General features: G+C 63.2%; 25 protein-coding genes. 10 read left to right on the top strand and 15 right to left on the bottom strand.

The annotated features are described in order from the left end of the window. The first annotated feature begins 51 nt into the window (after positions 1 to 51). The 4 genes from PJL15_RS03545 (at position 52) to PJL15_RS03530 (ending at position 2335) form a co-directional block, all read left to right on the top strand. Complete coding sequence (locus tag PJL15_RS03545; RefSeq protein ID WP_281449831.1) at positions 52 to 441, top strand: hypothetical protein; 390 nt, start codon at positions 52 to 54, stop codon at positions 439 to 441. 88 nt (positions 442 to 529) lie between these two features. Further along, positions 530 to 1435, top strand: coding sequence for a tRNA (guanosine(46)-N7)-methyltransferase TrmB (trmB, locus tag PJL15_RS03540; protein ID WP_281449830.1), 906 nt, complete (start codon positions 530 to 532; stop codon positions 1433 to 1435). Between the two features lie 22 nt (positions 1436 to 1457). Then, positions 1458 to 1850 (top strand): hypothetical protein, encoded by a 393-nt coding sequence (locus PJL15_RS03535; RefSeq protein WP_281449829.1) that lies wholly within the window; start codon positions 1458 to 1460, stop codon positions 1848 to 1850. Beyond that, positions 1850 to 2335, top strand: a complete 486-nt coding sequence (locus PJL15_RS03530; protein ID WP_281449828.1) for a type II toxin-antitoxin system RatA family toxin — start codon at positions 1850 to 1852, stop codon at positions 2333 to 2335. Before PJL15_RS03535 ends, PJL15_RS03530 begins: the two co-directional genes overlap by 1 nt. 53 nt (positions 2336 to 2388) lie before the next feature. On the opposite strand, the gene PJL15_RS03525 is transcribed toward PJL15_RS03530, so the two are convergent. Further along, on the bottom strand, positions 2389 to 3060 hold the full coding sequence (locus PJL15_RS03525; protein ID WP_281449827.1) for an anti-sigma factor family protein: 672 nt from the start codon (positions 3058 to 3060) through the stop codon (positions 2389 to 2391). Further along, positions 3057 to 3554, bottom strand: a complete 498-nt coding sequence (locus tag PJL15_RS03520) for a sigma-70 family RNA polymerase sigma factor (RefSeq protein WP_281449826.1) — start codon at positions 3552 to 3554, stop codon at positions 3057 to 3059. Before PJL15_RS03520 ends, PJL15_RS03525 begins: the two co-directional genes overlap by 4 nt. Before the next feature lie 144 nt (positions 3555 to 3698). Between PJL15_RS03520 and PJL15_RS03515 the strand changes: the two genes are divergently transcribed. After that, a complete protein-coding gene (locus PJL15_RS03515; RefSeq protein WP_281449825.1) occupies positions 3699 to 4250 on the top strand; it encodes a COG4315 family predicted lipoprotein in 552 nt (183 codons plus the stop codon). 165 nt (positions 4251 to 4415) lie between these two features. Here the strand turns inward: PJL15_RS03515 and PJL15_RS03510 are convergent, their stop codons facing one another. From PJL15_RS03510 to PJL15_RS03490, 5 genes are all read right to left on the bottom strand, one after another. Further along, complete coding sequence (locus PJL15_RS03510; protein ID WP_281449824.1) at positions 4416 to 5363, bottom strand: hypothetical protein; 948 nt, start codon at positions 5361 to 5363, stop codon at positions 4416 to 4418. A 411-nt stretch (positions 5364 to 5774) separates the two neighbouring features. Beyond that, positions 5775 to 6752, bottom strand: a complete 978-nt coding sequence (locus tag PJL15_RS03505) for an ABC transporter ATP-binding protein (protein WP_281449823.1) — start codon at positions 6750 to 6752, stop codon at positions 5775 to 5777. A 1-nt stretch (position 6753) separates the two neighbouring features. Next, positions 6754 to 7584, bottom strand: a complete 831-nt coding sequence (locus PJL15_RS03500) for an ABC transporter permease (protein WP_281449822.1) — start codon at positions 7582 to 7584, stop codon at positions 6754 to 6756. Then, a complete protein-coding gene (locus PJL15_RS03495; RefSeq protein WP_281449821.1) occupies positions 7577 to 8371 on the bottom strand; it encodes an ABC transporter permease in 795 nt (264 codons plus the stop codon). The genes PJL15_RS03500 and PJL15_RS03495 overlap by 8 nt, the downstream gene beginning before the upstream one ends. 219 nt (positions 8372 to 8590) lie before the next feature. Beyond that, positions 8591 to 9439 (bottom strand): DMP19 family protein, encoded by an 849-nt coding sequence (locus tag PJL15_RS03490; protein ID WP_281449820.1) that lies wholly within the window; start codon positions 9437 to 9439, stop codon positions 8591 to 8593. A 165-nt stretch (positions 9440 to 9604) separates the two neighbouring features. On the opposite strand from PJL15_RS03490, the gene PJL15_RS03485 reads away from it, so the two are divergent. Next, positions 9605 to 13045 carry a DEAD/DEAH box helicase gene (locus tag PJL15_RS03485; protein WP_281449819.1) on the top strand — a complete coding sequence of 1147 codons (3441 nt, stop codon included), beginning with the start codon at positions 9605 to 9607 and terminating at the stop codon, positions 13043 to 13045. A gap of 4 nt (positions 13046 to 13049) precedes the next feature. Here the strand turns inward: PJL15_RS03485 and PJL15_RS03480 are convergent, their stop codons facing one another. The 5 genes from PJL15_RS03480 to PJL15_RS03460 form a co-directional block, all read right to left on the bottom strand. Continuing rightward, a complete protein-coding gene (locus PJL15_RS03480) occupies positions 13050 to 13346 on the bottom strand; it encodes a hypothetical protein (protein WP_281449818.1) in 297 nt (98 codons plus the stop codon). Between the two features lie 68 nt (positions 13347 to 13414). Then, complete coding sequence (locus tag PJL15_RS03475) at positions 13415 to 14593, bottom strand: MFS transporter (RefSeq protein ID WP_281449817.1); 1179 nt, start codon at positions 14591 to 14593, stop codon at positions 13415 to 13417. Continuing rightward, a complete protein-coding gene (locus PJL15_RS03470; RefSeq protein ID WP_281449816.1) occupies positions 14590 to 15255 on the bottom strand; it encodes a GntR family transcriptional regulator in 666 nt (221 codons plus the stop codon). The genes PJL15_RS03475 and PJL15_RS03470 overlap by 4 nt, the downstream gene beginning before the upstream one ends. A gap of 144 nt (positions 15256 to 15399) precedes the next feature. Further along, the gene (locus tag PJL15_RS03465) at positions 15400 to 16200 is read right to left on the bottom strand and encodes a GNAT family N-acetyltransferase (RefSeq protein ID WP_281449815.1); all 801 of its coding nucleotides are present in this window, start codon (positions 16198 to 16200) and stop codon (positions 15400 to 15402) included. Between the two features lie 117 nt (positions 16201 to 16317). Continuing rightward, a complete protein-coding gene (locus tag PJL15_RS03460; RefSeq protein WP_281449814.1) occupies positions 16318 to 16665 on the bottom strand; it encodes a hypothetical protein in 348 nt (115 codons plus the stop codon). 106 nt (positions 16666 to 16771) lie between these two features. Between PJL15_RS03460 and PJL15_RS03455 the strand changes: the two genes are divergently transcribed. Next, entirely contained in the window at positions 16772 to 17422 is a 651-nt protein-coding gene (locus PJL15_RS03455; protein ID WP_281449813.1) for a CG0192-related protein, read from the top strand. Positions 17423 to 17510: 88 nt separating this feature from the next. Further along, entirely contained in the window at positions 17511 to 17939 is a 429-nt protein-coding gene (locus tag PJL15_RS03450; RefSeq protein ID WP_281449812.1) for a hypothetical protein, read from the top strand. Here PJL15_RS03450 and PJL15_RS03445 read toward each other — a convergent pair. After that, positions 17884 to 18198: a DUF3040 domain-containing protein gene (locus PJL15_RS03445; RefSeq protein WP_281449811.1), complete on the bottom strand. Its 315-nt coding sequence runs from the start codon at positions 18196 to 18198 to the stop codon at positions 17884 to 17886. The genes PJL15_RS03450 and PJL15_RS03445 overlap by 56 nt on opposite strands. 238 nt (positions 18199 to 18436) lie before the next feature. Between PJL15_RS03445 and PJL15_RS03440 the strand changes: the two genes are divergently transcribed. Then, complete coding sequence (locus PJL15_RS03440) at positions 18437 to 18859, top strand: hypothetical protein (protein WP_281449810.1); 423 nt, start codon at positions 18437 to 18439, stop codon at positions 18857 to 18859. 76 nt (positions 18860 to 18935) lie between these two features. Then, the gene (locus tag PJL15_RS03435) at positions 18936 to 19334 is read left to right on the top strand and encodes a nuclear transport factor 2 family protein (RefSeq protein WP_281449809.1); all 399 of its coding nucleotides are present in this window, start codon (positions 18936 to 18938) and stop codon (positions 19332 to 19334) included. Here the strand turns inward: PJL15_RS03435 and PJL15_RS03430 are convergent. Then, positions 19331 to 20071 carry an IclR family transcriptional regulator gene (locus PJL15_RS03430; protein WP_281449808.1) on the bottom strand — a complete coding sequence of 247 codons (741 nt, stop codon included), beginning with the start codon at positions 20069 to 20071 and terminating at the stop codon, positions 19331 to 19333. The two genes, PJL15_RS03435 and PJL15_RS03430, sit on opposite strands and share 4 nt — an antisense overlap. After that, positions 20071 to 20880, bottom strand: a complete 810-nt coding sequence (locus PJL15_RS03425) for an IclR family transcriptional regulator (protein WP_281449807.1) — start codon at positions 20878 to 20880, stop codon at positions 20071 to 20073. The genes PJL15_RS03430 and PJL15_RS03425 overlap by 1 nt, the downstream gene beginning before the upstream one ends. Positions 20881 to 21004 lie beyond the last annotated feature (124 nt).

The following is a 21004-nucleotide window of genomic DNA, read 5'->3' as shown; positions in this document are numbered from 1 at the left end:
AATGGGACACGGTGAACCAACCAACGTTCAGGTTCCTCGTAGACTCACCGAATGGAATATAGCCAGAGGGTTTTTGACGGATTAGCGGACGTCGAGGCGGCAGATCCCGACGTCGTCGCGGCTCATCTCTTCGTTCGCTCTTTTGGAGATGGGATGAAAAGGTCCCAGACAAAACTGAACTGGTATCCCGTCATGAGGCATCTGGCGCAGCTCGGTGGGTTCGATTCGGAGTTCCGACTGTTTAGCCGCGGGGACGTCAGCAGACGAACGGACATGATCGTGCTGGAATCCGTGATTCTCTGGGAGTCTGCTTCGCTTGCGGGGCGAGCCATCCAAGAACTCTGGCTGCTCAGGGCGGGCCAGATGGCTCTCACGAGCATCGATCCGCTTGAAGCGACTCTTTCTGCCCTGCGACGCGACCGGCCGCAATCCCGGGACTAGCCCCGTCTTAGGTGCGTGCTGTCCTGGAGGGCACGAGGGTGGGGCCCCTCTGCAGAGCCGCCACCCGAACCCAAGTATTCTGGAAGTGATGAGTGAAACCCCAGATTCCCCGCGCCCCGTCACCCCCGGCAGCCAGGCTTCCTTCGGCACCTACGGTGGCCGGCCGGTCAGTTTCGTGCGCCGCGGCACCCGTTTGCAGGGCCGGAGGCAGGCGGCTTGGGAAGAGCACGCCGAGCGCTGGGCAATCCAGGTCCCCCGGCACGTCGCCAACACGTCCGTGCACCCGGATTACACCTTCGACGCCGAGGCCGTCTTCGGTCGCAAAGCGCCACTGATCGTGGAGATCGGTTCCGGACTGGGGGACGCCGTGGTCCATGCCGCCGAGCAGAACCCGGACAAGGACTTCCTGGCGGTGGAGGTTTACACGCCGGGCTTGGCGAACACCATCATCAAGATCAACAGCCGGGGCCTGACCAACGTGCGCGTGGTGGAAGCCAATGCCCCGGAGGTCCTCGAATCCATGCTGCCCGCAGGGTCAGTCAGCGAACTGTGGGTGTTCTTCCCGGACCCCTGGCATAAGGCACGCCATCACAAACGCCGGCTCATCCAGCCGGCTTTCGCCTCCGTTGCAGCCAAGGCACTCCAAAAGGGCGGCTACTGGAGGATCGCCACCGACTGGTCCAACTACGCCGTACATGTCCGCGAAGTCCTGGCAGGGTCCACCGAGTTCGAGAACATGCACGAAGGCGAGCGCAGCGGCGAGGAGAGCCCGCTGACCCAGGTGTGGCAATCCGGCGTCGAATCCGTTGTAGGCGGTGCACCGGTCAGGGAGGGCCGGGCGCCCGTCAGCACCGAGCACACCGGTCCCAATGAGGGCGTGGATGAGGAAGGCGGCTGGGCTCCCCGGTTCGATGGCCGGATCCGCACGAGCTTCGAGAACAAAGCCCACGAAGCCGGTCGTATGATCTTCGACCTCACGTATCGCAAGCTCTAGTCAACGGACTTTTGGGGGAATCATGAGCTACCAGCCACCGGTCGACTACTACCAACAGCCGCAGAGGCGGGGCAACCGCGGGCTGGGTGCCGGCATCACCAGCATTGTCTCGGCAGTCTTGTCGCCCATTGCCGCGGTGGTCAGCATTCCCCTCGGTCTGGCGGCCATCGCCTCGTCAATAAGCCGTTACAACCCGGACAACCAGGCATGGTGGATCGGCGCATTGATCCTGGTCGGGGTCGCGGTCCTGCTGGCCATCGTGGCCGTGATCTGTGGGCTAGTTGCCGTCTTCCGTGCTGGCCGAATGAGCGCGGGCCGCATCACCGGAATCATCGGGTTGGCGATCATGGCGGTCAACGTTTTCGGCATTGCCTTCATGGTGTTCCTGGTACTGGGATCAGGGCAGGGGTTCTGATGCCACAGGTACGGGCTGAACGTTTTATCCGGCTGGACCCCGAAACCGCTTTTGCACTCTCCCAGACAACGGGCGCGTTCCGGCTCAAGTGGGACCCCTTCATTTCCGCCCAGGCTTTCATGGATGGAGCCAAAGCGGCGGGAAAGGGCGTGCGGACCCGGACTGTTTCGCGCATGGGCCTGAAGATGGTCAGCGAGTATGTTTCCTACACTCCCCCGCGCAACGTGGGCATGACCATGGTTTCGGGCCCTTGGTTCTTCGACAACTTCGGCGGTGGCTGGCGCTTCACCCCGGACGACGGCGGCACCCGGGCAGTCTGGAAGTACACCTTTTCGTGCCGCCCGGCTTTCCTCAAGCCCGTGGCGGAGCGAATCGGCAGCTGGTTGCTCGGACGCGAGATTGAACGGCGGATCGAAGCTTTCGCAAGGGCGTGCGAGGATCCTGCACTGGTCGCCGAACTGAAGGCCCAGGCGAGCGGCGGCTAGGTTCAGGGCACCCGACGATTCAGGGCACCGAGAGATTCAGGGCACCCGACGATTCACGGCACCGAAATCGATGCCACCGTCTTCTGGGCCTCGTCCCGGAGTTCAACGCCGGCGATGCCCGCCAACTGCACAGGGGTCGCCCCGGTGATCTTGATCCGCCCACTGGGCGTTGCCGTCCACCCGCACGTGCGTTCTTCGGCCCCGTCGCGGCCCTTGACCCACAAGTACAGAGTGCCTTCAAGGGGCATGCTCCGGCCCTCAACGTCCAACTCCGTGCCCCACGTTTTCTTGACCATGCCCACCGTGAGCTGCAAGCCGCCGTCGGATTGCACCGAATAGCTCGCATCCGGTTTCGGAGGCTGGTTGAACAACGGCCCGGCCAGGAAACCGACGGCGAGGCAAGCAGCGGCAACGGCACCCACGAAAGCCGCCCACCGGCGTCGTGATTTCCGCCTGCGGACTGCAAGATCAACCAGGACCTTCTCCGGAAGTGGTTCGGGCTCAGGGGCCAACGGCGCAAGGGACGAGGATCCCGCGGCAGTCAGTGCCACGGCATCCGCGGCCGGCACCGCATCCAGGAGTGCCGGGAGGCTTGCGAGCTCCTCGAGTTCCTGCCGACAGTCGGCGCAGGAGTCAAGGTGGTCCTCAAAGGCGCGGACATCGCCAGGTTCCAGCCCACCCAGCAGGTAGGCGCCCAACAATTGGTGGACGGAGTTGCCGTTCATCGTTCCACCCCCATTTCATCGAGGATTGTTCGGAGGGCTTTCACCGCGTAGAAAGCCCGGGATTTCACTGTTCCGGCCGGGATGTTCAGCTGGAGGGCTGCTTCCACCACCGTGAACCGTTGGTAGTGCAGAGCCACCAGGACCTCCCGGTGCTCGACGCTGAGCCTGAGCAGGGCCTCCTCCATGAGCACCCGGTTCAGGAGCTCGTCAACACGTTCGGCCGCTGAGTTGTCAGGGAGGTCGTACTCCCCGGTCTCATGGGGACGCCGCTGGGCTTTCCGGTAGTTGTCGATGATCACGTTCCGGGCCGTCCTGAAAAGGTAGCTGCGCAAACTTCCCGTGATCTGAGGTGCGTGCTGCCAGACCCGGAGGATGGTTTCCTGCACCACGTCATCGGCCTGGTGCGTGTCCGAGGTACAGCTGACCACGAAGCGTTTCAGGGCGGTGCCGTGATCGCGATAAATCGCAGCCACCACATCTTCGTCCAACGGCATCGGCACCTCCCTCTTCAGCAGCCTTCGCCTATACGACGCGCCGGGCCGCAAAAAGGTTCAGCAGCCCTGAACCATTCTCACCCTGCCGGCGTCGTAGGGGTTAGCGCCGGCCCATCCCGACCGGCTCGTCACAAGGAGCTGGACATGAAAAACAAAGTTGGCTTTGGTCTGGGTGCATTGATCGTTGCAGCAGCACTGGCGGGGTGCGGCGGCAGTTCGGGAACGAGTACTTCAACTCCCCCGGCCGCTTCTTCCTCTTCCTCGTCCTCGTCCGCGTCCCCGGCATCCAGTGCCCCGACCACGGACACGATGACCAGCTCTGCTGCCGCTGAGATGAAAACAGCCTCATCCAGCGCCGGGCAGATCGTGGTGGACAGCAAAGGCATGAGCCTCTATTTCTTCACCAAGGACGTTAAGGACTCGGGAACCAGCGCATGCACCGGCGCCTGCCTGCAGGCTTGGCCCGTCTTTACGACGACGTCGGATAGCCCGGGCGTTGATGGCGTCAGCGGAACTGTGGGAACCATCGCAACGCCTGACGGGAAGAAGCAGGTCACGCTCAACGGCATGCCCTTGTACTACTACGCCAAGGACAAGGCCGCCGGCGACGTTACCGGCCAAGGGGTGGGCGGCGTTTGGTACCTTGTCAGCCCGACTGGCGAAATGATCAAGGGCGCGGCAGCGTCGGGATACTGAGGTTCGGGACCACCACCACCGAGTTCGCGGGAACCCTGTCGCCCCTCGCGCCGAGTTCGGGGGAACCCTGTCGCCCCTCGCGCCGAGTTCGCGGGAACCCTGCCAATACCCCTGCAAATTTGCAGGGGAACTCGCGGGCTTCCCGCGAACTGGGCACCGCCGCCATCATCTGAGCGCACGGAGGATGCGTTCCTTGAAAGCCCGCTCCTGGTACAGGTCCTTCCACTCGATGCGGATGAAGCGCCAGCCATCTTCCATGAGCGCCTTCTCCCGTTGACGTTCCTTGAAAATGACCTCTTCCGTGGGTTGGTAGTCGAAGTACTTTGTTCGCCCGTCGAATTCCAGAGCCAGCTTTTCTTCTTCCCAAGCGAAATCCATACGATGGCGGCCAACGCGGGACAGAACCGCGAACTGTGGCTGAGGGGGCTTGATGCATAACCTCTGCATCAGCTCCCGGGAGAGCGTCTCCCCGGCAGACTCCGAGCGCCGATCCGCGTTCTCCAGGGCCTTGCGCAGCGTACGGACACCACGTTTTCCGCTGGACGCCGCCAGCATCCTGGAGAGTAATTGGATGTCCGCGCCCAATCGCAGTCCGTGGTCCATGATCACCAGCGCTTTTGGATAGCTAAGCATCCTGGCGCAATCAAACATGGTGCGCTCAAGCGAGGTGGCCCGCAGGCCCCGAACCATCACGATTTCGTCTTCAGTGAAGCTCTCCGTGTGTCCCCGGACATCCTTGCCCCACCGGTCCGAAGAAGGCCTGGTGCCCTGCAGGATATGCACCTTCTCATCCACACCCCAGATGAAGAGACCGTGGAGCCGGGCCGCGGAGAGGTGGCTATAGACGAACCCGCCGGTTGATGTTGTCAGGGTTCCATGAGCGTGCGCCACAATGCGTTCCAAGGCCTGCCTCCTTGGACCCAATCCGTCCCATCTGCTGGCCCGGATGTAGCAGCCATACCTCAAACGACGCAGTTCGCCTGTGCCCACCAGCCTTTTGATGTTCCGGCTGTTGAGACCTATGCGAAGCAACTCGTCGGTTCGCCACATATATCCACGCACAGGGAGCTGACGGGCTGGGCGGATGGTGACTTCAGTCGATGTTGGATTCATTGGCCCAGCTTGGCAACGGCTGGGAAGCTGCACGAGGGCGGAATCGCCCTATGTGGATAGCTCGGTCCGACTGTGCCGAGGGAAGCCCGCGATATCGCCGGAAGCTTCCCTACGTGCCCGCAGGCTTGCCGCGACCTCGCGCAAGAGGGTCCCGTGCCCATGCTCAGCTAGGCTGGCAGCAAGCCACTCAGGGGGAGAGAAAATGGCAGAAAGCACGAGCACCAGGAATCCGCCGAATTTGGGATTCCTCGCATTACAGGAGACTGCCTGGACCTTGGGCGCCATAGCCATGGTCATCAACGCTGCAAGCCGAGGCTTTGACTGGATTTGGATAGGCCTGCTTGTCTGTTGGCAGGCGTCCATCATCTGGGGCTTCGTCAAGCTACGCAGGGCCTCCAGACAGCCAAGCCCTTAGCTCCGGGCGCTGCCGTACAACTGCCGGACCAGGTGTTCGATGTCTGGTTCGTGAAGTGACAGGTCGGCCACCTCGGCCCGGCTGGAGATGGCAGCAAGCACGGTGGCTGCCGAGAGCCTGCGGGGATCGAAGGAGACGCTGTGCCGGATTCCGTCGGCCTCGATGCCCTGGTGTACTGCGCCATCAGGCAGTGCCAGCAGATCAGGTGAGTGCACGGGGGCGGCAAGGTCCACCACCATGGTGCGCACGGCTCCGGCAACCTCAGCCAAACCGGTGAGCGGGCCGTCATAGGCGATGGCGCCGTCGTCGACTACCAGGACCCGTTGGCACAAACGCTGGATGTCGCTCATATCGTGGGTAGTCAGCAGCAGCGTGGTGCCGTTCGCGCGCCGCTCGGCGTCCAGGAACTGCCGTAGTTTCTCCTTGCTGATCATGTCCAGGCCAATGGTGGGCTCGTCAAGGATCACCAGCTCGGGCCTGTGAAGCAGGGCAGCCGCTACCTCCCCGCGCATGCGCTGGCCCAGGGAGAGCTGCCGGACCGGCGTGGTGAGGAAACCGCCCAGATCCATCTGATCGGACAGTTCACGGAACCTGGGCCTCCAGAGCGCCTCGGGCATTCGATGCATGGCGGCGAGGATCGGGTACGAGTCCTGCAGCGGCAGGTCCCACCAAAGCTGCGAGCGCTGCCCAAACACGACGCCGATCTTCCTGGCCAGCGCTTTGCGTTGCGGCACGGGGTTAAAGCCGCAAACGGTCACCCGTCCCGAGCTTGGCACCAGGACACCTGTCAGCATCTTGATGGTGGTGGACTTCCCGGCACCGTTGGCTCCGATGTAGCCAACTGCCTCTCCTGGCTCGATGGTGAAGTCGATCCCGCGGACGGCGTGCACAGTCTTCTTGCGCCGCCGGAACCGACCCGCTGGCTCCATGACCTGGAACCCCCGGCTCAGATTTTCCACTTCGATAATGGGCATGTCAGCCTCCTGCGCCGGTGTACTTTTTGATGGCCGCCCGCCAAAGGAGCAGCATGAGTCCGCTGAGGACGACGGCGGTCGGGACTCCCAGCCAACCCGTCCAGGCAGGGATGCCGGCAGGGCCGTCGAGCCCAAGGATGACCAGGCTCGGAGCGTAGGCCACCAGGGTTGCGGGGATGACGAACGTGAAAAGGATCTGTACCGGGAAGAACAGGGCTGCCCCGGGCATGGACGCCACGTACCGCCCGCCGTAGGTGAAGGCGTTGGCGAATTGTCTGCCGTCGAGGATCCAGAATTGCATCGCTCCTGCGCCGAGGAAAAGAGCGCAGAAGATGGCTGCCCCGGCAAGCGGTGTGATGGTGGCCAACAGTATTTTGGCCGCGTCCCACTGGACGTCTGCGATCAGTAACGCCACCACCAAGGCGGCGGCTCCGAACAACAACCGGCCAACCCGTCTCAGTTGGAAATCTGAGGTAGCCAATTGCAGCAGTACCGGCAAAGGCCGGACCAACAGCACCTCCAGCTTGCCGGACCTGATGGTCTCAGACATGGAGTCGGTCTCCCCCATCAGCAGGTCACCAAGGGCGAAGGCAACGGAGGCAAGCCCGAATACCAGAAGGGTCTGCGCCAGGGTCATGCCCCCGAATGTTGGGACGTTGTGGACGATCGCATAGAGCTCCACGAACTCGGTCACTCCCAAGAGGACCTGGCCGGCCACGTCGGAGAGGAAACTGCCCCTGTAGGCCAACTGCGAGCGCAGCCGCGCCGAGACGAGCAGCTTGAGGAGCACCAGGGTGGTCACCGGCGCGTGTGGGTCGCGGGCGCTAGCCACCCTGCACCACCAGCCTCCGCGAACCGAAGCGCACCATTACCTGCACCGCTACCAACAGCACGGCCAGCCACAGGAGTTGGAGACCCACCATCGCAAGGCTTTCGGCGCCGTCGGTCCTTCCCGCAAGAATGTCTACGGGCGTTTGAAGCATGGAGGGGAACGGCGTGGCCCGGGCAAAGTCGAGCAGCCACCCGGGGAACCAGGTGACCGGGACCAGGAACCCGGAGAGCAGGTTCATCACCACCATGTACAGCATCCAGAAACCCCGGATTTCGAGCACCCAGAAGGACAGCAGGTTGATGGCGAAGAAGCCCATGAAATTCAAGGAAACGGCAGCCAGGATGGACACGAACCCCAACAGGTAGGGTCCGGGAGTGCCCGGCATTGCCAGACCAGTCACCGCGGCCCCTACGACGAGTGGAGGCAGTCCACGTGGAAGGACGTCGAAGGCGGCGCGGCCAAGGTCCTGCGCCCAATAGGACGCGGTCAGGTTGACGGACCGGGAAAGGTCGACGGCGATGTCCCCGGACTTCACGCGACCGGCCAACTCAGCGGTGCCAAAGAGCCCCAAAGGTGCCAGAAGCGCCTGGCCCAGCCACACATAAGTAGCCGCCTCCGTTGCCGAGTAGCCGCCGATGGCGCCACCCGCCGTCGTAATTGCACTCAGCAGCAGCGATGCCCGGATCAGTCCGAAGACCGAATTGGTAAAAGCGCCGGCGACGGCGGCCGTACGGTACGTGGAATGGCGGCGGAATGATGACTTGGCCAGTTCCCAATACGCTCGCACTGGTCGAGTCTACTCACGAGTCCATTCCCACCTCCCAGAGCTCCGAGAGTGTCGCCGAGGTATCCGGGACATCGGGCCGAACGGCAGGCATCCGGAAGCGTGCGTCAAAGCGACGAAGTGGGCCCACGCCGTCCGGGTTCCTTGGCCGAGCTTGCGAGGCCAGGGGGACGGTGGGGCGCAGCACGCGTAGGATGTCAGCCGTCCGGCCCATCCAAGGGCTTACGCGTCGGCGAATTCCTCGGACTCTTCGAACTCTACGGCGGCGATGATTTCCTTCGTCTCCGGGTGGATCATGAAGGCCTCGTCGTCGTCCTCGATCATGAGGTAGTCGCCGTGGTCCGTGGAGAAGTGCCAGGCAAGGGTCTTCACACCGTCGTGCTCGTAGTTGGGATCGCCCATCGTGATCTTCTCCAGGGCATACCCGGCCACATCGCAGAGCTCGCGGATGATGACCTCGAACTCGGGGGCGTTGGCCAGGGCTTCCTCTTCGGCCTCGGCCTGGCGCTCGGCCAGATCCGGGATCCTGGCAACCTGTGCGGCGATGTGTGCCTCAATCTCTTCATCGGAGAGGACAAGCAGTTCGGACTGGTCGCGAAGGTAGGCAGCGTTGAGGTCGATGATGTCCTCCTCTTCCAGCAGGGCTTCGAACTCGCCGTCGAGCTCGTCCAAGGCAACAACGGTGGCGGGAGGCGTCTCGGACTCGTCCAGTTCGCCGTCGAGGTAGGCCTCGGCTTCGTCCTCCGTCAGCGCGTCAAATGCCCAAGCCGTGCGGTTGAACAGGTCAAGGTGCAGTTGGGCGCCCATTGCTTCAAGGCCCGCGCGGACGTAGGCATCGACTTCTTCACGCTCAGGGGCGGTGAAAACGTACTGGGCGAAACCGCCGGACAGTGCCTGGGTCAGGTAGAAATCCACAAAGTAGCTGTTGAGTGCAGCGGACGAGATCTCATCGCTGTTCAGGAGCTCCTGGTACATCCGGTTCACAACTGTGACGTTGGAATCCACTACGTCCGCGTTTCCGGCTTCGAAGCTGGTCTTGTTCAGGACCACGGGGTACTCGTTGATGGTCATGGGGAATCCTCACTGCTGAAAGCTGATGGCGCTCCGGACATCTTCAACGTACGCGTGGGAGCGGCGCCGCAATCGAGGTTGAGGTTAACGGAGGGCGAAGTTTGGGAGCTGTTTTCTGCTGACTAAGATTGAGCAGATAACCTCCTGCCGAAAGTAGCCCGACGCATGCCGTCCCACACAGACGAATCCTGGGAACTGGCCATTCAGACTCCAGCCATCAACGACCGCTCCCTGGCGGCCGGACTGGCCTATGCCATGGGCAGCAGGGTGAGCGGCATTTCCTTCGATTCGGCTACCGGCCTGCTCCTCGGCAAGGTCCGGGGCAACGGTCCGCAACCATATTCGACGTCGGCAAAACTGGTCCGTAAGCCCGCCGGCTGGAGCTGCACCGTGGGTATCTGCAGTTGCCCTGTGCGCAAGGACTGCAAGCACGTAGCGGCCCTGCTCTTCACTGCGGAGGACCACCCCACCATCCGCGCGCAGCTCCTGTCCCAGGCGCCCGGCATCCAGACCGCCAGGCCCTCGGCCAACGGCTCGGCGCGCCCTGCCTGGGAACAAGCCCTCAACAGGCTGATCACCAAGCCCGGAACTGCGCCCAGCGCCGCGGGGATCCAACTCGCCCTCCAATTCGAAGTGGAAGAACCCGCCGCCCACTTCTCCTACACAGGCCGGCGAGACCCCATGCGCAGCGTCCGCCAACTCAAGGCACGTCCGGTCATGATGGGCGCCAAGGGCAAGTGGATCCGCGGAGACGTGTCCTGGAACAACCTGAGCTATGTCAGCTTCCGGCGCGAATTCAACGAAGTCCAGGTCGAGTGGCTTCAGACTTTCCTGGCCGCGCACGGATCCAGCAACGGCCGGCAGCAACCCTCGGGCGCCATGTGGCTGAGCCTGAACGACTTCGCAGCCAAGAACCTGTGGACCCTCCTGGCCGACGCCACCAAAGCCGGCATCCCGCTCATCCACTCCGCTGGAAGCGAGCCTGTGCGCGTCGAGACGCAACCCGCCGTCGTCGGACTTAGTCTGGCGCGCCTGGACGCGAACGGAACCGAAAGCACAACGCACGACGGCGGCCTCCAGCTCGCGCCGTCGGTCACGGTCGGCGGGGAAGCCGTGGACCCTGGAACCGTTGGCTTCCTGGGAAAGCCGGCCAATGGCATCTTCTTCACCCACTCCGGGGACACGCTTCCGGGGGTGCCGCAGCAGAAGAACCTGATCACCCTTGCCCCGATCGAGGGCGCCATCACCGACGAGCTGCTGGAATTCGTTACCGAGGGGCAGACGCTCCAGATCCCGGCGGAGGACGAAAGCCGGTTCCTCACCTCCTTCTACCCCAAGCTGCGCCAATCCACGCCGGTGCAGGCGGCGGATGAGTCCGTCGAGTTGCCCACGCTGGCTGTTCCCAGCCTGTCCTTGCTCGCGAATTACGGCAACGACCACAAGGTCCGACTGCACTGGGAGTGGCACTACACCTCGGGCACGCTTGTCACGGCCCAGCCCCTCTGGCGGCACCCGGACGACCGCGGCTACCGCGACGACCCCGAAGAAGCCCGCATCCTTGAATCACTCGGCCGGCCATGGGACGTGGTTCCCGCGCTCGCGGAGTCGGCAACCGGCGGATGGGGTGCGCCGCGTCTGGCAGCCACAGCCGAACTGGGCGGCCTGGACACCCTCGCCTTCACCGAAGAGGTGCTGCCCGCGCTCAAGGAACTGCCCGACGTCGTGGTTGAAACGTCCGGTGACATCGCCGATTACCGCGAGGCCGCTGAAGCGCCCGTCGTGTCCATTTCCACCAAGGAAACCGCCAGCGGCGACTGGTTCGACCTCGGCATCGTCATCACACTCGAAGGCGAACCCGTCTCGTTCGCGGCCGTGTTCTCGGCGCTCGCAGCCGGGATGAGCCGCATGCTGCTGCCCAGCGGCGCGTACTTCTCGCTCGACCTGCCTGAACTCCACCAGTTGCGCGCCCTGATCGATGAAGCCCGCTCCCTGCAGGACAACCCGGACAACAAGGACGGCACCCTGCAGATCAGCCGTTTCCAGGCCGGGCTCTGGGACGAGCTCGCGCAGCTCGGAATTGTGGATGAGCAGGCCGCTGCGTGGCGCGAGGCGGTGGGTGGACTGCTCGACGACGGCGTGACCGGGCTTCCGCTGCCGGCCGGCCTTAATGCTGAGCTGCGTCCGTACCAGCTGGAGGGTTTCAACTGGCTCAGCTTCCTGTACAAGCACAGCCTGGGCGGGGTGCTCGCTGACGACATGGGCCTGGGCAAGACCGTGCAGGCCATCGCGTTGATCTGCGCTGCGAAAGATTTGGCCGCGGAAACTGCTGCTGCTGCGCAAGGCGCCTCTGCCGAGGTGACTCCGCGCGCCCCGTTCCTCGTGGTTGCCCCCACCAGCGTGGTCAGCAACTGGGCGCTGGAAGCGGAACGGTTCGCCCCCGGACTCGTGGTCCGGACGGTAGGTGAAACCTTCGCCAAGAGTGGCCTGTCCCCTGTCGAAGCGTTGGCGGGTGCCGACGTCATTATTACGTCCTATGCGCTGTTCCGCATTGACTATGACGCCTATGCGTCGTTCCAGTGGGCCGGCCTGATGCTGGACGAAGCCCAGTTCGTGAAGAACCACCAATCCAAGGCTTACCAGTGCGCACGGAAATTGCCGGCCCGTTTCAAGCTGGCCATCACTGGCACGCCGCTGGAGAACAACCTCATGGAGTTCTGGGCACTGACCTCCATCGTGGCCCCTGGTCTCTTCCCGAGCCCCAAGAGGTTCGCCGAGAACTACCAAAAGCCGGTGGAAAAGAACGGTGACTCGGCGCAGCTGGGCAAGCTCCGGCGTCGTGTCCGCCCGCTGATGATGCGCCGCACCAAAGAGCAGGTCATCAAGGATCTGCCACCCAAGCAGGAGCAAGTGCTGGAAGTGGTGCTGAACCCCCGGCACCAGAAGGTCTACCAAACGCATTTGCAGCGCGAACGTCAGAAAATCCTCGGACTGATCGATGACGTCAACAAAAACCGCTTCACGATCTTCCAGTCTTTGACGTTGCTGCGGCAGCTGAGTTTGGATGCGTCGCTGGTGGACTCTTCGCTGTCCGGTGTGCGCTCGTCCAAGCTGGACGTGCTGTTCGAACAGCTTGAAGACATCATCTCGGAAGGTCACCGCACCCTGATCTTCAGCCAGTTCACGGGGTTCCTGGGCAAGGTCCGCGAGCGCCTGGATGCCGAGGGCGTGGAGTACTGCTACCTCGATGGCAGCACCCGGAACCGCGGCGACGTGGTCAGCGAGTTCAAGAACGGCACCGCACCGGTGTTCCTGATTTCGCTCAAGGCCGGTGGCTTCGGGCTGAACCTGACTGAAGCCGATTACGTGTTCCTGCTGGATCCGTGGTGGAACCCTGCATCCGAAGCCCAAGCTGTGGACCGCACCCACCGCATCGGGCAGGCGCGGAACGTCATGGTTTACCGGCTGGTCGCGAAGGACACGATCGAAGAAAAGGTCATGGCGTTGAAGGCCAAGAAATCACAGCTGTTCGCGGACGTGATGGAGGGCGACGCGTTGGCCGGAGGCTCGTTGACGGCGGATGACCTGGCAGCGCTGTTCGCGGAGTAGCGCACTACCCCAGCCGCCTGTCGCTTTCACGGTTCACGGTGATGTCCGGGCGCTGGACGACGTTGATGCCCGTCACGTCCACATCTTCATCGACGCCGAAGAGACGCTGCCCGAAGCCGTTGATGTACACCCAGATTCCGCTGCCGTCGGGCATGACATCCACCACGACCCCGAAATTGGAGCCGGCGCCGGGCTGCTTCACCTCGACTTCGTCGCCGGGTATGAAATACTCCCACGCCTTGTAGTACCGCACCGGCAAGGCCTCCGGATCCCGCATCTTGAACACAGTGCTTTTCTCCACTGGAATTGCCCCCTCACTCCTCCGCTTAGTCAGCAGTGCATCGAGGGGGCGAAAAATGACGGGCCGGGTCAGTCGTCCAGGCGCACACCCCGCAGCAGAAGCATGGTTCCGCCCACGGCCACTGCAGAGGCGAGGAACACACCGGCCGCACCCAGACCCACCGCCACAACGCCGATGGCACTGGGCAGCAGCACTTGGCCAACCCGGTTTCCTGCCAACCTCAAGGCCAGCGCACGGCCCCGTTGACCGGCCGGCGCCTGCGCCGAGAGCCAGGACATGGTGAGCGGCTGCCCGATTCCCAGCCCCAACCCCAGGAACGCCATGACAACGAACAACAGCCACGCGGGCATCGGAATGGCCGCCACTGCTAAAGCGACAGTGGAGATAGCGAGGCTCAAAACCAGCAGCTTCATCCGCCCCAACCTGCGTGACATGCCGCCAAGACCGATCCGGGAAACCATGGAGAACAGCGCACGAACGGTCAGCATCAGGCCCACCGTCGCAGCGGTCAGGCCGCGCTCGGCACCCAGTGCCGGAAGGTAAACGACCGTCAGGTCCACCACAGCCAAAACAGTGGCACTCGTTGCAAGCGCCCGGACGACGCCGGGAGTCCTCAGCAACGCGATCGCGCCACCCTTGGAGGCGTTCTTGGCCTTTGCTTTGCCAGCCCGGCCACTGACTCGGCGCGAAACGACGAACGTGGTCAGGAACAGGACCAGGCTCATGCCAACCGACAGGATAAAGATGGCCTGCGTGTTCGGCCGCACCGAGGCGCCGCCCACCAACGAGATGGCCAGCGGACCAAGTGCCTGCCCCAGCGAGGCCGCGAACGTCAGGTACCCGAAAGCCGAGTCCAGGCGCGAAGACGCAGCATTGTTCGCCACCACCGCCTGTTGCCCCACCACGCACGCCAACTGTCCAGCGCCAAGAAGTGCCGTGCCCGCCACCAGCGCAGCCACCGACGTCCCCCAAAACAGCAGGAAGGCGGAACAACCAAGAACGACGGCGGAGCCGATCGCCATAAGCCGGCGCTCACCCAGTCGGTCCACCAGTCCGCCGATGGGCAGCGCGAGCAACAACGGGAAGACAGCATAACTGGCTGCGAGGACACCCAGGGCAAACGCGGGAACGTCCAGCTCAAGGGCCTGGTACGTGGCTGCAGGCCGGACCAGGAACGTCACGGCCTGGATCAACGCCGAGTGGACCAGCAGTGCCGTGGACGAGCGCCGCCCAAGTTCGCCGATCATCCGATCACGAGGCCGGTGCCTGAGATGACCCGCAAGGTTTCATCACGGGCGCCGATGACGTGATCAAAAGCTATCCTGGCTGCCCTCTCCGGGTCCTTTGACGCGATTGATTCAACCAGCAGCCGATGATTTGCGAGTGCCTCGTCACGACGTTCCGGGCCTTGGTTGGTGAAGTATCGGTAGCGTTCCACCTGGCTGGCGATCTGCTCATGAAAGCGTTGGGCCCAGGAGTTTCCGGCGATCCTGGCGATCGCGGCATGCAGGGCTACGCCGTACTTCATGGCCTCGTCGGCGAACTCCACCATCGCGGCATTCCGGGCAACAATCCCCCGAAGCTCTTCGAGGTCTTCCCCAGTGGCGTTGGCGCATGCTTCCCGTGCCATCAAGGACTCCAAGGCAGCGCGGACATCGTACAGCTCCGATATGGCCTTCTCGTCGAGCAATGGAACCAGCACCCCGCCGGTGGGCTGTTGCTCCAGCAGGCTCTCCGAGATCAGCCTGCGGATCGCTTCCCGCAGGGGTGTCCGGCTGACCTGAAGTTCGGCCGCCATCGCAGGCTCATAGATGCGCTCGCCTGGTCTAAGTTCCAGGCTGAGGATTCGCCGCTTGAGCTCGCTGTAAACCAGGTGCGCTCCCGTGTTCCGGGGTTGAGGGTCTGCCATTGGAGTCGCCATTCGGAGGTAGTGTACTTGTATACATCTATACACACAGCATCCTCCCCAGGCAACAAAAGCAACGCGGGGTCAGATATGGCCCATAATCGCGCCCAACATGGGCCGTAAGTGACCCCGCGTTGCTTGCTTTGGTTAGCTTTGCCCCCAACGGTACGGCGTCGTCGTCGAGACCTTAATCAATCCCGAGCGTTCCAGAATCGGGCGGGAGTACTCGGTTGAGTCGCTTTGAATGAAGGTCTTGCCGTTCGCCAGCGCGGCTTGGGCCCGGCGCGCGGTCAACGCACGGTAGATTCCACGGCCCCGCCACTCCGGCCGGGTTGCCCCTCCCCAGATACCGGCAAAATCAGTTCCAGCCACCGGTTCCAGGCGCCCGGCACTAATGACCCGGCCGTCAGCTTCTGCGACCCACAGTTCCATGCCGTCTTCCAGTGAGAGCCGATGCAGCAGGCCGTCAGCCATTTCGTCCGAGACGGGATCCCCGAACACTTCGTCCTGCATCGCTGTCATGGCCCGCACGTCCGGCTTCCCGACGACGCGACGCAACGTCACGCCGTCGGGAAGCGGCACGTCCACACTCAGTGGCTTGGCCTCGCCGATCATGATCGATTCGGGGGCCTCAGCGGTGAAGCCATTGGCGACGAGCGCTTCGTGGAGGCCCGGGGCGTCGTCGTGCCCGCGGGTCTTCCACTCAACCCGGGTGATTTCCGGGCGGTCCTTGTAGTAGTCGACGGCTTCGGCCACCAGACGACGGATGCCTTCCTTATCCGCCCCTCCCAAGTCCCGGTAGGTGATGAAGCCCCGGCCGCCGAGGTAGGTCGCCAGTCGCAATGGTCCATTGTTGGTGACCGTGAGGGCATCTGTAGTCTCCGCATCTGTGCGAAGTTGCTGGTCATAGGCAGCGAGGAGGCGTTTCTTTGCATCAACTTGGGTCATTGGGAGAGCCTACTTGAACCACCCAGGGCCGCGAGAGAGTCCGCTGGAGACAGCAACGCTCCCCCACCTGCAACTCCGGAGAGTTCAGTGGGAGAGCGTTGAATTGCAATCAGGCTATTACCCTGCCGAGCAGAGCTGGCCGAACCTGGAGCCGGCCTCCTGGAAGGCGGTGGTCAGTTCACCCATCCGGGCTTCATCCGGGGTCTCCTTGGCTTGCTCGTCCAAGTACTCAAGGATGGCGGTGACCACGGGCTTCATTTCATCCGAGGCCACTGACTCGATGGGCCGGACGGCGTTTGCTGCGCGGGTTGAAAGCGTCCGGCTCGGGGTTTGGGAGATGCCGCCTGCCGCGGCGACGTTAACGCGGTCGCAGGTCTCCTTGGTGGTCAGCTGCTGCTGAGCGGAACAGGCAGAAGCGGAGGCGATAAGCCCGGCAGCGATCAGGACAGTGGTGAGTTTCTTCATGATTCCCTCAGTGGTCGACGTCCCTTTGATTGTAAACAGAGCAAGGGCAAGGCCGCGCATTGGACGCCCTTAGAGTCCGGACACGGGCTGGCCTAGGCTGGAGGACATGGCGATCATTCACAAAGCAACCCTGTCCCCCACCAAGCTCGAACTCATCGCTGAATACCTGCCGACGCAGCCGTGGTTCATCCAGGACGGCACCCCGGAACTCGTCGGCGCGTACCGCTTCGACGACCCCGCCGGCGAGGTCGGCCTTGAAACACACGTGGTCACAGCCGGCGAAAGGATCTACCAGGTTCCCCTCAGCTACCGCGGCCACGAGTTGGGCGGAGCCGAGGAATGGCTGATCGGCACCATGGACCACTCCGTCCTCGGCAAGCGCTGGGTTTACGACGCCTGCGCCGACCCCATCTACGTCAAAGCCCTCGCAACAGCCATCCTCACCGGACAGCAGCAGGCCGAATTGAATGTTGAGGGCGAGTCGCAGCCCCGCCCCAGCACCGTGACGGTGAAGGGCAGCGGAACGCTCGACGGCGGCGTACCCGCCCTGAGTGCCTCGGCGCCGGTATCGGGCAGCGGCGTGACCATCATCGATGCAGGTGAGCTTCGGTTGAAGGTTACCCGCGTCCTGGACGTGGCAGCCGACGCATCGGCCACCACGGCCGCGGCCCCGGAACTTCACCATGAACTGATTCTCAAGGGTCAGTGGGCCGGCCTGGAGAAGCCAGTGGAGCTGGCCTCCGTGATCCGGAACTAGGTTCCGGGGCCCTCCTTCGGGCCTGTTGCCTGTAGGGAGCACGGCGTAGGCTGGCTCACGGGGCCATCTACTCCGTTAGGGGTGCACAATGTACAAACCGCAGAATATCTTTGCAGCGACCCAGGATCTTTCCCAGGAATGGGTAAACCACGCAGCAGAGGGAACCAGCTCACAGACCGATGCCGTGGTGCGGTGGGCCTTGGCCAGGATCAACCATGCAGACGTCCCGTCGGTGGTGCACGGCGTGATACTGACTCTGACCGGCAACCAGAGGACGGCCAAAGAGGCCCGGCGGTCAGCCGAGGCGGCAGTGAAACGGGCTACCCGGGCGCTTCGGCGCAGCTCGCCGAAAAGCGGTTCCGGTGGCGCGGCCTGGGTGGCTCTGATCGCGGCGGCGGGACTTATTGCCGGAGCGGTACTTGCCTGGCGGATGATGGTTCCCTCCGGCGAACCCTCCCCCGTCAGCCACCCGGAGAATCCGGACCGTCCTGCCCGTACCGGCGAAGACGGCGCCTAAGCACCAGTCTGCTCAGGAGCAGGTAAGCGCCTCCTCCGGCAACAAGGAACCCGGCAACACCCACTATCAGGATCTGGGTAATGATTCCGGCGATCACCAATGCGAAGCCAACAAGCAATGCCAGGCCGCCAATGATCATCCGGGCTGCGGTCCCGCGCAGCCGGCCGGACTTCAACTGCAAATCCAGATCGGGATCCGTCGCGGCAAGGCCACGCTCGAGCTCTTCGAGGCTTCTGCGCTCTTCCTCCGATAACGACATCGGAATCATTCCTCATCCCACGAGTCCACGGCGCCCTTCGGCGTCCACCGCTCATCCGTTGGCACGTACCCTGCTTGCCGTGCCCTGCCTTCATTATCTGACTGTTTATGCAGAGTAGCCACAGGCTCGCTTCCCTGGCCCCGCTACGGCCAAACCACCCGCAGGTGCGGCGATACTGTGGCAAGCTAGGAAAGCACCGGCTGACGTACGGCAAACAAACTGGAAGGCGATTCTTCCCATGGCACGACGAACTGCAAGTACATCGAAGCGCCTGAAGCCAAGAGTGGACGCGCGCCCCAAGCGCGGCCGCGCCGCCTGGTTGGTCTTCGCAGGGCTCTTGGCCGGCATCGCCGGAGGCGCTTTTGCCTGGCGGATACTGGCCCCCGAGGGAGAACCTGTACGTCCCACCGAGAGCGTCCCGGATGACGTCCAGCCCCAGGAGCTCGTAGTTCCCACCGAGCCCGTGGAAATCTCCACCCGCATGCGGCCGGGCGAATGGACCGAAGAGTCCCTGGCGGCCCGCATCGAGGATTACAAGCAGCAGATCCGGAACATGGGCGCAACCGACGCGGAAATCGTGACGAACATCGAGCGGACTGAAGAAGGCGCCTCCCGGGTGGTGGTCAGTTGGAACCGGTCAGGCGTCCAAGGCAACCACTAGCCCGCAAGTCGCTCCAGGAACAGCCTCCCCGAAAAGAACCGGCCACATCCATGCGGCGCGAGCGCATACTGTCGGTATGACCGACCGTGAAGATTTCCTGGCCTGGGTGACGTCCGATCTCCGTCACGCGGAGATCGCCCTTCATAGCGGCGATCCGGAACCCCGCCGCGCCATCTGGTCGCGCAACGAGCCCGTCAGCGTGCTGGGTGCGTGGAGGAATGCCCTGGGACAGCTCGCCTTGAACGACCTCTTCAAGCATTTGGCGGAGAGCTTCTCAGACTTTGTGTCCTACGAGTTCGAGCTCCAGAGTTATGACGTCGTTGGTGACCTGGCCTACACCGTCGGTCTGGAGCACACCACAACCTCTGTTAACGGCGAAGCCCGCAGCTATGTGCTGCGGGCTACCCAGGTCTACAGGCGCGAACACGACCAGTGGAAGGTCGTGCACCGGCACGCGGATACCGTTGGCGGCTAGAGCCTCGCCGAGACTTCGTCCGCTGCTTCACGCAGCAGGACGGCAAACTCAGCCTGGTGAGGCAAAACGTCGTCCCGCAGCCCGGCCACGGAGAGGGCTCCCCGCAGGAGGCCGTTCGAGTCGAACAACGGCACACCCAGCGCGGCAACACCAACGGTCACGTCCTGGTCGGAAACGCTGTAGCCACGCTCACGGATCCGAGCGGCATCGTCTTCCAGTTGCTTGGCACTGGTGAGTGTTTGGGGTGTGAATTCCCGGAATGGCGCAGCCTCCAAAACCTTGCTCCGAAGGGATTCGTCGTAAGCCAGTATCGCCCTGGACGTCGCACCGGCATGGGGCGGGAGGCTTTCGCCAGGCTTGAGCAACATCAGGGTGACCTTGGTGCCCTCGACCCAGTCCAGGCAAACTACGCGCCTGTCCCGGAGGGCACAGAGGTAAACGGTTTGGCCGGTCAGGTCGTTGAGCCGCTGCATCGCGGTGCGTGCCGCCGCGACTTCCGGAATTCCACTGAGGGCCGCGGAGGCGAGGTGAAGGATCCCGGTGCCAAGTTGGGCGCGCCCGTCCTGCCGCACCGTGATGAGGCCTACGTGGGCCAGCGCATCCAGGAGACGGTAGACGCTGGGCCGCGGCATGGAGATGGCATCGGCAATGTCCGCGACGCCCAAGGGTCCTTTATCTGCCAGTGCATTCAGCAGATCGGCACTGTTGGCCATGACTTTTATGGGCTTGGAAGACATCAGGCGCGCACACTTTCTTTGGCGGGGAGGTGTGACCTGCTGGTAGCTCCCAGTGCGCGGCTGACCGCCGCGGCGGCTGACACGACCATTTCCACCGGGTCGTATCCGGTGTGAAACAACCTGTGGGTTTGGCCACTGATGGATAAGGCCCCGACAACCTCATCGGCGTGGTTAAAGATCGGAGCTCCAACGCCGCCGATTCCCTGGCCCCAGTCGCTGTGGGCAACGGCGACGCCGTCGGCCGCTGTTTCTTTAAGACGGCGGCGGAGATCGTCGGCGTTCTTCGCCACAGGTCCGAAGAATTCGTCTTCGGGAAGCTCCCGCAAGTAACGCTCCACCAGTTCATCCGATTCAAACGCCAGGATGGCCCTGGGCGCTGCACCCTGTCCCAAGGGCATGGATTCACCCAACCTGAGATTGTGGATCTGCACGTCAAGGCCGTCGATCCTGTCGATGCACACTGCCCGAAGGTCCCTGCGGATACAGAGGAATGCCGTCTGGCCCGTCGCCGCGTGCAGCTTTTCGAGCTCGGGACGTGCCAGCTCCCGCAAATCCAGTTGGGCTTCGAGTTTGGCCCCCAGGCGAATGAAATCGATGCCTAGCCGCGTTTTTCCACGACGCGAGCCATCCTCAACCCAACCGATTGCCTGGAGCGTCGACAGCAGCCTGTACAACGAACTCGCTGGTTCGCCGGTGCGTTCCGCCAGCTCGCCCACCGTAAGTTCACCGGCGTCGGCGATCGCCTGGAGCACAGCGGCCGACTTGGTGACGAGGTTCATTCCACCAGTTGGGTCTGTTGCTTCCGACATTGGAAACCTCTCACGTAGCGGACAAAGACCATGACTCACGATACGGAAGGCGCGCCCCGCGACGCAAGCACGGTGATCTTCTCAATTTATCGCATGATGGACACAATGTTTGGTGACTGATAAT

Origin of the sequence: Paenarthrobacter nitroguajacolicus (genome assembly GCF_029952445.1) — a bacterium.
In the GTDB taxonomy this organism is placed as follows: Bacteria; Actinomycetota; Actinomycetes; order Actinomycetales; family Micrococcaceae; genus Arthrobacter; species Arthrobacter nitroguajacolicus_B.
This window is presented reverse-complemented; position numbering and strand designations above follow the sequence as displayed.